The sequence below is a fragment of the Cellvibrio sp. KY-GH-1 genome (assembly GCF_008806975.1).
Classification (GTDB): Bacteria; Pseudomonadota; Gammaproteobacteria; order Pseudomonadales; family Cellvibrionaceae; genus Cellvibrio.
Genome location: NZ_CP031728.1, coordinates 5,387,790 through 5,400,366, shown reverse-complemented (window position 1 = coordinate 5,400,366; position 12,577 = coordinate 5,387,790). Strand labels below are relative to the sequence as shown.

The 12,577-nt window shown below is 46.1% G+C and carries 4 protein-coding genes (1 of these 4 running past the window's edge); all 4 read right to left on the bottom strand.

All coding sequences use genetic code 11. From position 1 onward, the window contains the following. Positions 1-310: 310 nt before the first annotated feature. Tightly spaced (at most 44 nt apart), the 4 genes in view from D0C16_RS22550 to D0C16_RS24580 form a layout consistent with a single transcriptional unit that may run on beyond the window. Positions 311-631: a hypothetical protein gene (locus D0C16_RS22550; RefSeq protein WP_151034423.1), complete on the bottom strand. Its 321-nt coding sequence runs from the start codon at positions 629-631 to the stop codon at positions 311-313. A gap of 44 nt (positions 632-675) precedes the next feature. Then, complete coding sequence (locus D0C16_RS22545) at positions 676-1,512, bottom strand: ADP-ribosylglycohydrolase family protein (protein WP_151034422.1); 837 nt, start codon at positions 1,510-1,512, stop codon at positions 676-678. Continuing rightward, positions 1,502-2,218 carry a hypothetical protein gene (locus D0C16_RS22540; RefSeq protein WP_151034421.1) on the bottom strand — a complete coding sequence of 239 codons (717 nt, stop codon included), beginning with the start codon at positions 2,216-2,218 and terminating at the stop codon, positions 1,502-1,504. The genes D0C16_RS22545 and D0C16_RS22540 overlap by 11 nt, the downstream gene beginning before the upstream one ends. Further along, positions 2,218-12,577 carry the 3' portion of a calcium-binding protein gene (locus D0C16_RS24580; RefSeq protein ID WP_151034420.1) on the bottom strand. 25,493 nt of this gene lie beyond the right edge of the window, so only the last 10,360 of its 35,853 coding nucleotides appear in the window; the start codon falls outside the window, past its right edge; it ends in the stop codon at positions 2,218-2,220. Before D0C16_RS24580 ends, D0C16_RS22540 begins: the two co-directional genes overlap by 1 nt.

Genomic DNA, 12,577 nt, shown 5'->3' with positions numbered 1-12,577 from the left:
TTTCCTAGATTCCTATTGCGAATGTTTAATCCTGTCGCCCCTCCGCTATCCAATGGAAATGAGAGGCGATGACGTTATAATTTCTTTATATTAAAACCCGCTGAATATATCAATATTCAGTTGGATTTGGCATAGCCCAGATTTAAAAAATGCGTAGCGCGAGCTGTAGGGAGTCAACATCACCAAGAGAGAAATCACTTGAGATGAAGGGGGGGGGGGACTGAACCGAATGAAATTGATCAAAAAGCAAACCTCAAAAAAAACAAAACCCCGGCAATACCGGGGTTTTGTTTTTTTGCATCAAAATTGTTTATTGAAGTGCAGCGGCCGCAACAGACTCAGGGGCCTTGAGGCTCATATTCCAGTTCTGACGAATACGCTGCGCTTCACGCTCACCCAGCCCTAACCACACTACAGAATCGGTTTTGGTGTTGGCAATAATCAGCCTATCCCCTTCCCCAAACGCACCACCAATACGGCGCAGGGCTTCATCGGCATTGAATTGGGAATTCACATACCAGTTATTGGCAACCAAAGGGGTTGAGTTGCCCAATGAACGGCACGCTCTTTTCACACGCTCACCGTTTGTTTCCGGGCTGGTGAGTTCGTAGGAGATAAACAGGTTATGCATAACGGGGTCCTTTACTTCAATTATTAAACCTTTTAAAGGTACGACTATAAGTACAGTCTTTCTAATTTTTTATCAAGATCAGCTAAAAATGAAATACCGTAGTGAGGCTCATTTAAGCCATCAATTAAGTGAGCTGGCAAGTCATGTATATATTCATCAAAACAAGTAGCTATAGAGATAGCAATAGCTGAAACGCTATCAGTATCACCTCCCAAAGCAGTACAATCTACTAATAGCGCGCTTAGCTTATCATTTCTTCTCACGCAAGTAAGCGCCGCACTAACCGTCTCATAAGCTTCTACTGAAGGTGTACCTCTCCATAAATAATCCCACTCGCCGAAACCTTCTCGCTCTAAAAAACAGTCTAACTCCAGCAGTTTGCCCTCACAATGCAACCCAAAATGAGCACTTAGTGCAACAGCACAACTAGAATTAATAGCGATAGAGGTATTGTGAGTTACCTTTGCTTGAACAGTTGCAGCTGCAACGATTTCCTTTTTACTTTTAAGAAAACCTATCGGGGCTGAGCGGATCGCAGCCCCATTACGTTCACTTTTAGGATTAAGTTTGGAAATAAGATCTTTCCCAGAGTTCGACGATATCAGAAGCTCATAAAAACCTTTTGAATATCCATTCCTAGGGTCACGGCGAAAACTTTGGACCAACTTATCTGCTACGTTGAGCTCAGTCCACTCACACCCATTAACTAACATCTCAGCTATTGCTATAGACATTTGAGTGTCATCCGTATACTTAGCAGTAAAGCCGTATAAATCATGACTTAAATAAGCCATTAAATTATTGCAAGCTTTAATTTTCTGAAAATCAGAAAATTCGAAACCAGATGCATACGCATCAGCTATAGCCAACTCAACAAGCAATTTGCCCACCGTGATGTTTAACTATTTTCTCAAAAACATCATCAATATCACCCCCTGAAAAATGCAGCTCCAGCCTCAGAACCTCGAGCAAAGCAATTCTAAAATCTGCATCTTTATCATATTCAACAAATTCCTCTCTCGATAAAAACATGCATTCAATGGGGATGCCTAGCTCATAACTTTGCTTATGTACATCGTGAAATCTACCGCGAAGGAAAGCTACTTTTTCATTCATAGACATCTTAGTATATTGACTCAAGTCAACCAACAAGCTGCTCCGCTCATTATTTTTTAACGAAAGATATTCACTATATCTTTCCCACAATGAAGGTGTAGCTATACGACTGTACCGCACACGCTCCTCAAAATACATCATCTGACCATTTAGAAATACCTTTTCCTGCAATACCTCACCGCCAAACTCAGGATTAACAACTATCAGCGTATAGAGCTCATACTCGAACTTTCTTTCTATCAACTCTAGGTTATTATATTTTTCATACCTCGACTTAACTGATATTTTTTCGAGAGAAGCTGAATCAAATAAAGATGTATGCACATTGTTTCCGTTTAACTCTTCAACAACAACCAACTTTTCATCTTCCACCCAAAAAACATTACATATAAACGCACCTGGTATCTCAGCGCAAAAATCTGAGGCCTTTAATTCTCTCAAATTCAACTCTTTATTATGCAGCGTAGCCATTACTTAAGTTGCTCCAGAATAATCTTGGACCCATTATTGCTTTTAACTTTCACAACAAATCCAGACGCAATCAGATGTTCAGAACTTGCTTTAACCTGCCCGATCTTATCGGCAAAATTTACATCCATTGCCAATGCTGAAACATCCTTAACGTTTGTGGCATGAATCTCCATAAATCTACCGCCATTATCATACTCTGGACTTAACTTCTTACTAACAGAAGCATAATGATTTTCGGTTATTACATTTCCAGTTGCATATTTTTTATCGAACCAATCAGGAAGAGTTCCTTTACCTAAACCTCTGAAAAATACCCCGGATTCAGACGGCAGTTTTTCCAGAGCATTATTGATACTTTTCACTAAGGTTGTCTGTGCGGCAGATAGTTCTTCCCCTTTTATCATTTTAGGTGCAAGCCGCCCCTTCATGAAAAAATTGGTTGTATATCCCATTATCATATGGGCATCTTTTAAATCAACACCAAACTTATTAGTTTCAACATATTTATCAATGTGGGACCTGTAATCTATTCCGTTAACATTTTCCATATCATCATACAGTTTTTCTATTTCTGCACGGCTTCTATTAGTAGCCGCCGCCACTTCATCTAGGTAATCTGTCGGAATTCCCTGATGATTTACCTGATATCCACCTTTAATCACAACATCTTTGTTTTTGACCTCAATAGACTGTGATTTACCTGTGCCAGATACATCATGTCTTGGAGAATCTAACTGCTTAATATCCACCGAGCCAACGCTGCGCATATCTTTTGGCAACGGTTGCGTTGGTAAATCTTCAATGACAACAGGGCCAGTTTGGCGAGTTGCTGTTGCAGGTTTATCCAACTGCACATTGACGCTATTTGGACCTACTGCATCAGGAACATCAGCTCTACTCAAATCATCGGTGTAGGTACCCAAGGTTGCCGGTGGTAAATTACTCTGATCACCAACAGCACCTCTTTGAGTTGATAAGGGTTTCATTCCTCCTGATGAACCTTTCATAGGCGGCGGGGTAATATCCAATTTACCGAATTTATTAATCACTCCGCCAGCTATAAGCTCGCCTAAAAATGCTCCCGACCGCTCAGCGTCATTCTCATAAGCCAACGGCATTTCCAAATTAAACGCTGTTGTGGTACGGAACCCTTCAAATGTACCACGATCAACGCCTGGTAATTCTTCAGCGATTAAAGTAAGCCCATCCATAGAGGTTTTAGTGAGATTTACGGCACCATTGAATAACGTCGGGCCAAAGTTCAGCGTTACCGCTTTTAATGCTCCCTGACCGCCCTGCACAGGACTTTCAATCAAACTGATAGCACCATTAGCACCAGCGTAGAAAAGATTACTCGCGCCTTTGCCAATCAAGCCACCGAAATACTTCACTGGGCTTGAGCTCGCAGCACCTCGATCCATCACCCCATCGTAATATTGGTTATTTGACTCCTTCATGCCAGCAAGTGTTGCTTTAGCTTCATATGTTACTTCTGCGAATTTTTGTTCGAAAGAAGCAAACACATAATCCAATGGGTTGCGAGATTCCACCGCATTGTCTTTTAACTGTTCGTAGTGAGCACGAATTGATTCACGCGTCGTTACGTTTGTTGTTTGTGGAGCCACCACAGGCTGAGCAACAACTGCCGGTGGAGCTGAAGCGGCGGCGGCGATTTCCTTGGCTTCCGCCGCTGCTTTTGCTGCTGCGGCTTTGCGTTCGGCTTGTTGCGCGAGTCTGGCGTTACTCATATTCAGCGCTTGCTGACCCAACCCTTTGTTGTTACCTAGATCTTGGCCGTTCGGTAACTTGTACTCGCGCCCCTCTTGGATCACATCATTTTTCAAACCATTCAGCAAAATGAAGTCACCAATCGCTTTTGGATCACTCGTTCCGACCAGAGACGAAATGCCTTGACCTTTACGCGCAACAACGGTTGTTGGCTTGGCGACAATTTCTGTCGTTGCTGACTGGGACAATGTTGCGCTCACGTTTTCCACTTGCACAGTCATGTTTCTTTGCGCATCTTGCTCTGACACAGTGGATGGCGACTGGAATTCAATACCTGCGGATTGCAGTAGAGAAACTGCTACAGGTTGCGGTGAAGCAATTGTTGCGGCAGCCAAGGTCGCCACTTGCGGTGTAGCTGTACCGCTCAAGCGCTCCGACACCCATTTTCCAGCTGCTGCAAAATCTTCTTTCGCTAACTGGAATTGTTCTTTCAGCACATCGCCAGTGTTGGCCCAATCAGTAAACTGCGATTTACCATTTTCATCTTTATATACGTCCCTGCCAATAAAGGTGGCTGACTTGCCGGGATTATTTCTTGCAGCCAGAACTTTATCATTGGTATCTACAAACGCATGGTCAAGCGATGAACGTAACCCTGCGGCGGCAGCGCTACCCCAACTGAATTTATGCTCATCATCTTTGAAGACGGCTTCTTCAATTTTCATGCTGACTGCACTACGCAATGTCGAGGTCACAAATGTGCTCGCAACACTACTAAAGCTCACGGTTGGTGCTTGCGCAGGTGCACTTGCTTTCACATCGGCAGTTTTACCACCGGTGTTGAGCTTGCCAATACCAGCCATTACGCCCGCACTTATTCCACCAGCAACAGCACTCTTGGCGACATTGCTCCAATTGAATTTCTCACCTTTGGATACGGCAATTAATTCCTTCGCGGTGGCAGTCAATGCTTGCTGTGCCATAGCATTGGTCACAGTATTGGTAAATGAGCCAGCAGCACCCAAACCGATGTTGCCCATGCCCGCCGTCAGTACACCCATTACGGCAGCTTCACCCACTGCACCCCAATCGAATTTGGCTTGGAGGCCAGTTGCCATAGCAGTGACTTGGCCAGCAACGTTTGCTGCAACTGCAACGATTGCAGCTTGCAACAGCGGTGACGCCATACCAGCAGTGATGATGGTGACAATGACTGCCACGATGATGGTAACAATCATCACCAGTGCTTGTTTCAAACCTGTGCCTTTCGGCGCAGGCGGATCTTGCAAGGTGGGTGATACGTTGCCCAGGGTTTCGCTTGGATCAAACGGCTTGAAGGTTGCACTGGTGTTGCTGATGTTACTGACCGATTGTGGAATCGTCAGAATCTGCCCCGCTGACAATTGCGTATCCGGTGTTAACGCATTCGCATCAGCAATGACATACCACAATTTGCTATCGCCAAACAGGGCGAGCGCAATTGATTTAAGGTCTTCACCCGTGCGACGAACAACATATGTTTCCGCCGATGAGCTGGCCTTGATCGCAGAATAGTTATTATCAAAGTCGGCGGAGGTGACTGCGTTCACCATGGCTTTTGCAGAAGCATCCCCCATCGCTTTGGATTGCTTTTGCAGATCTTTGTTTTCTTTATTTTTTTCTAGACCTGCTTGCGCCCCGATGAAAGCGTCCTTCGCTTGCGTTAAGGATTCTGCATAGTTGTGGCTACTACTAATGCCCTTACCAAAATCACCAATACCCATACCATTGAAGTAATAGTAATTGTGGAAGTTTTTAAAGGACCCCACTTTGTTTGCACCAATTTCCACGCGCTGTAAAATACGCCCAGCATGGTCATTGACGTAACTCATCTTGCGCTCGCCGTCGATATCGCGCAGCTCACGCAAATGGCCATTTACGTTGTAAATATATTGGCTGGTACCATCAAGATCATGATCGCCACTGTAGCTAAAATTCTTCACCGTTTTTTGTTTGTAGCTATCCCACAGCTCATATTCGTAAGTGGTTTTCGAATCAAGTGTTGTGCCTTCATATTCTTCGCGCACAGCCAAAGAACCATCGAAATTATAAATATTTTCCGTTTTCAGACTTACACCAGTCGCGGTATCGACAGTCCGCAATACCTGTCCGGCAGAACTATAAGTCGTCAACTCGTTGCGTGTGAGTTGTGAAGTCAGATAGGCATATTCTTTAAACGCCAGCGCATTACCTTCCACATCATTAGTACGAGACATCGCCAGAATATCGGTACTGGTATTAGGTTTGCGGATTTTGATGGAGGCCAGATGTCCGTGGGTATCATAACCATAGGTCTCCATAGTTCCATCAGGATTAATTGCCGTTAAGCGACGCCCGGAGTATGCCCCTGCACCTGAAGTAACATAAGTAACCTGAGTTCCGTGCTGACCACGACTAATAACGCCATCACGGCTCATAGTTCCCTTGGTAATGACAAAGCGATTTAGCTTGTCGTAGGTGTACCAGTAGGACTGCTTATTACCGATACCTATTACACGGCTGTTTTCATCCAGGGTTTTGTATTCTGACGTCATTGAACGAATATTGCCGTTCGCGTCAAAACTGTAACGAATGGTGTAGCGTTCGTCGTCAAGGAATTGCAGACGATTCGCTGCATCGTAGGTCGCCTTGGTGTCCTGACGATACAACCGCTGACCAAATTCATTGACACTGTAAACTTGTTCGCGGGTTTTATTGCCTCGAATATCGTACTCGAAATTCGTGTAGCTATTTACACCGCGATCATTGGTTTGCATCAGGCGACCATTGGCGTAGTAGCGATAGCTAATATCCTGACCGGTGCTGCTGGTTTGATCGCGCAGGCTGCCTACATAGTTGTAGGTGTAGTTGAAGGTGTGACCACCTTCATCGCGATGCACATAGTTGCGTCCAAAATAATCGGTATCATCTATAGAATATTTGCTACCGCCGGTGTAACTGCGCGTGGTCGTTAAGCGATATCCACCGATGACCCCGCCAATACTCGCAACCCACGAATAGGTGTAGGTCTTGCTATTATCGTGCTGCAGCAGGCCCCCAGCTATTTCATGGCTTGATATCAAACGCCCCAAGCCATCGAATGATTGGAAGCTTTCCACATCGGCTGTCGTAGTTGTGGAAGTCGACATTCGCTTCTTGGCATAAACGAGGTTGCCCGCTCCGTCATATGTACGAGTGAGCGTGCCATTTATTCCTGCGCCCGTTGCGGCAACGGTCTTTTTGGCGGTGTTGTAATCGTAGGTATAAGTCAGGTTTTGGGTGTAGCCGTAATTTTTCGAAATACGCTCATCACCCAGGGCATCCAGACTAACTTCACGCACACCGCCATCGGCATAAATAGTTTTAACGACTTTGCCCGCCGCCCAGACTTGTTTGGTGATATTGCCGTTCGCATCGCGCTCGGCAATGGTGTTGCCAAACTGGTCGTAGTAGTAAGTAATTTGCGGTTTCACTTCGCTAGCGACACCATTTTCGCCCACCGAAGTCACTTGTGGATTGACTTTGGTTAAAAGTAATCCGCGCTGATCATAAGTGAAGCGGGTAATTAGTTTGTCGCCATCGGCTGTTCCTGTAGTGAACCAGTCAGTCTGATAGGCAATTTTTCCAAACGCATCATAACCTTGCTCACGATTAATCGCGGTTGACGCCAATTGCCCGTTGCCAATTTGTGAGCGCAGTGAAGTAAGGTACACCGCCTCAGACATACTGTTAGTATGCGTTGCAGTGGTCGCAGAATAATTCAATTGACCTGTTGCCGCATTGATGACTTTGCCATTCAAGTCGTAGACTTTGTAGGTGTAATTCACCAAATTATTGCCGGCCATTTCACGCACGGCCGTGTAATCCACCAACCAAGTGGTGCCAGTATTATCATGCACTTTGCTGGCCTGCAGCGTTTGCTGTTTGCCGACAGAATCAGTGAACGTGAAATCAACTCGACGTGCATTGACAGATTGATTGGTTAACTCAATACGCGCGGGCAAATTGTAGTAGTGATGGTCATTGCTGGTTCGTTCTTCGCCTCGCCAACTGGGCTTCTTACCATTCCAATAAATATTCTCAAAGGTTTCATTCAGCACTTCCCATGAACCATCTTTCGATTGTGCGCTGATACGCAAATTGAGAGTCCAGAAGCGGCGCTTGCTTTGAATATCATCAGAACTGGGGCGATTCTCCACTCCAGAATCAAAGTCCTGAATATATTCCTTCGTCCAATTGGAATCGCTTAAATTAAAAATAATCTCTGGATTTTCAAGCGTTTGATCGTTCCAATTTACGCCCCACTCGACTTTGATATTGCGCCCCAAGGCGCGCAACGGCTCCATCCAAAACGTAAATGGATGCAACTTTAACCTTTTCAGGCGATCGCGACCTTTATCACCAGTGTGGCGCTCAGCCTTCATACGCACATTCACGTGGTACGTAAGCTCTGAGGATAATTTGACATTACCGCCGGTGAACAAGCTGGCGCCCTGACTGACCTGGCCATTTGCTGCAACGATCGCGTTATACAATTCTTCAAAGCGCGATTCTGTTTCACCAATCATACGATTGCTTGCATCGAAATGATTGATGTGAACAAACAGGTTTTCTTCGCGTGTTTGCGCACGATCCAAAATTTGCTCGCGCGTTAAATCACGCAGGTTCAGGCTAGTAGAATTTAACGTGAGAGTGGCATTACCAGCCGCGTCGTAGAAATAGAATTTATCGACACCGCCTTCATTGTTGGATTTGATCTGGTTGCCGTGCAGGTCATATACAAAATATTCCTGCCAGCCACCATTTTGCCCCTTGGCAATTACTTGACCATAGGCGTCGTAACGGGTTTGGTAAGTTGCCAGAGTGCCAGTAACTACGCCAACGCCATTGACACTTTCTACCTTACGATCTATTTCACGACCGAGATTATCGTAGGTATAGGTCGTTAATGTACCGCGCACTTGATCGCGCTGCGTATAAATCTGCCCATTTAAATTATAGGTATTGATAATATGCGAATCGTTACCATGACTTTCACTTACAACCCCTGCGGCGGTATAGCTGGTATCTTGTTGACGACCAACAGTTCCATTTTTATTTAAATCAGTTTCACGCGTTACATTGTTATCGTAGTTGTAATAATAATGGGTACGTAATTGCGTGGCCTGGCTTTGATAATCAGTAAAGGTTGCGCCCTTACTTTCAATCATTCGACCCAACTTATCAAAAATCTGCTCTGTTACTTGCGCCGTACCGATCAACGCGAGGGTTGTTTTATTGCGAGCGAAAGTTGTGATTTTGGTGTTATTACCGAGACGGTCATAAACTAAATCAGTCACCAACTGAGACGCACTTGCAGACGATGGAGTTGACCCTGCAGTCGAGCTTGATAAAGAAACATCCACATCATGCTGAATAGTTCGTGTCAAACGATTATTCGCATCATACTCATAAGTAAACGTACGGTTATTCTTGTTAACCACATAGCCAGGGCCAGTCAGCAACTGCTGCAAGTCTTCCAACAACAGGCTTGGGCTTTCTACATCGCCCAGCAAGCTGGTATCAATTAATTGCGCATACTGAATTTGCGACGTGCGATTACCAAAACTGTCGTAACCATAACGACTGACACTGCCAGTCGCACTGATTTCCAGTAACAACTTACCGGTCGCATCGTAATAGAAACGACTGACGTTACCGCGTGCATCGATAGTCGCAATCTTGTTGCCCAACTCATCGTAAACCTGTGAGTTAACGCTGCGGCCAATTTCAAAATTGCCCGCACTGGCAGGATTGCTGACAAACAGTAAATCCTCACGCGAGGCGCTGGATAACAATTTGTTATTGGCGTCGTAGCTATAGGTGGTTTCGCGATAATTATTGATATCGGCGGCCACCGGCACAACATTGGTGTTAACAATGTATTGCTCGATAAACGTTTTATCTGTGTGCGTCACTTGCGAGGCTACAGTGCCGTTGGCATTGTACGTGAACAGCTTCAATGAGCCATTGCTGAGTACGGACGCACTTACTTTACCCGTTGCATCCAGATAATTTCGCGCAATATCACCGTAGACTTTTTCGGAAATTAAATTGCCCGCTTTGTCATAGGCAAACATCTGCAAAGCACCATCACCTTTCACGGTGGCAATGCGTTGATTCGCCGTGTTGTAGTAGTGACGCTCAAGCAACTGATTGGTGGCGTTGTAGGTGGCAACAATTTGGCCATTGTTGTTGTACTGATGACGCTCCAGCTTTCCTTCCTTCACAGTCTCCAGAATCTGTCCATCCGCCCGGTAGCTAACTTTCTCCAGTGGACTTCCACCCAGCTCATTGCGCTGCGTCTGGTTACCAAATGCGTCATAACGGTATTCAGTGTACAACTGGGTATTGGTCACACTACCCGCAACAATTTTTTCCACCACCGGTGAGCGCTCACCCATCAGTTGATTGTTGGCGTTGTAGAGATAATCCCAACGAACGGTAGAGGCACCTTGCAATTCGCGGTACAGCAGGTTGCCCTGGTTATCGTAGGCGTATTGTGTGGTTTGGCTTAATGCATCCAGCTCAGTCACCAGTTCACCGCGAGCGTTGTAGGTTTTGCTGGTGACATGATCGGCCGCTGCCGTAGTCGCCATGGCCAGAACCTCGGCAATACTCATGTGGGTTTTCAGGCGTGAGGCATCAAGGGTCGCTGCATATTCACGTGAGCTGGTCATACGGCCAGCCGCATCGTAATTATTTTCTATCAGTTGCCCCAGTGGGCTGACTTGCAGACGCAATTGGTTGCGGCTGTCGTAATAGAAATAGCCCACATTCCCGGCAGCATCGGTGGTTTTGACTATGTTGCCAAACGCATCCAGCTCCGTTGTGGTGGTGTTGCCATTACCATCGGATTCGGCGTAACGATTACCTAACAAATCCACACGGCGTTCGGTGGTGTAGATCCACTGCAAATCCAGGCGGTCATCTTCACTGAGCGATTCCTGTAATACCGAGTAACCCAATTCGGTACGGGCTTGTTTCGCCCAGTCCGAGTTGCTGTAGGCCAGTTCGTAACCGCGACCGTCAGTGACTTCTATGCGGTTGCCGTAATTATCGTAGGCGTATTGCACAACCACTTTGTCAGCCGCTGCTGTACCTTTGGTTTCTTTCAGCAACTGATTACGATTGTCGTATTCATACACAGTCACTGTGCCGTTTTGCGTTTCCTGGCGAACATTGCCAAACGTATCGTAGGTGTAGGTGATTGAGCTGATCAGGCTTGGTTGCGCCACACTATTCACATAGGTGTACGTAGTGGTTGATTCACTGGTTTTGCGATTGTTTTTATCGTAAACCGTGACCACTTCGGTGTAATCACCCACCAAAGCATCAGTCAACGCCAGGTTCGCATGGTAGGTGCGCGCACGCGTGAGATTGCCAAAGGCATCGTACTGATAGGTTTTCACCTGACCGACATCGGCACCTACAGCAGCATACGCCTGACCCAGGAACTGGGTCGCGGTAGTAGTTAGCGTGCGCGGTGTGAACTCTTTTTCTACACGTCCATTTTCATCGTAGTCGTAATAGCTGGTGTAATTATTTTTATTGATGGCCTGGCGACGGTTGCCCAGGCTGTCATACACAAACTCTTCCACCTTGCCCATTTCATCAATGGCATATTTCTGACGACCAGCAGCGTCGTACTCGACCTGTACCTTGCCGTTGTATTGGCCTGCGCTCAGGGTTTGCGCCGTCAGTTGTGCGGCGATGCCTGCCACGGTCAAGGTGCCACTGATCGATACCGGTTGTGCATAAACCGTTTTCGATTTTTGCTGCCCCAAGGCATCGTAGGTGTAGCCAGTTACATAGCCGGCGGTATCCAGCGAGTACACAACACGCCCCAGGCTGTCGTATACCTGACGGTTGTGTTGCGCAGCGAAGCGGTTATTGCCCGCTGTACCCGCATCATTGAGCGATACCTGGAAGGTGTTATCCGCACCCAGAACCAGATTACCCTCAATCACTCTGACGGTATTTTCTGAGTCAATATCTGTGAACACAATTTCAAGATCGTAATTGCCCGCCGCAAAATTCTGTGCACTCACAACCAAACCGCTGGCATTAATTACTGCAGGAATTTCGGTGTAACTGTTACTTCCCGACAACGCATAACGCAGCTTCGCTGTGGCATTGGGTACTGCGTTCACATCCGGAATTGTGAAGCTGGTGGTTTCAACAGATTGGGTGCCCAAACGATAGCTAATGGTTTCTACGCTGGTCACACCACTCTTACTGACTTTCGTGATGTCGATCTGGTAGTAACCATTCGCCAAACCGCTGCCAATTTTCAGGTTGATATCGCCAGTGAAGGTGCCATTAGTGATACTCACAGGGTCTATGTAGGTTAAAACATTAGAACCATTCACAATGGGTTTCGATGCCTGCCCCAAATCACGCACAACTACTTGAACGTGGCTCAAGCTCGCCGCTTCAGCGGCATTCAAATAACCACGCAAACTGACACCGCTAGTACTAGAAGAGAGCGCAAGCTTCTTCCAATTTATATTTTGAGTAACATTTGATGCAGGAGAACCCGCAAAATTCCCAGTAGCGGATCTAATCAGCTCA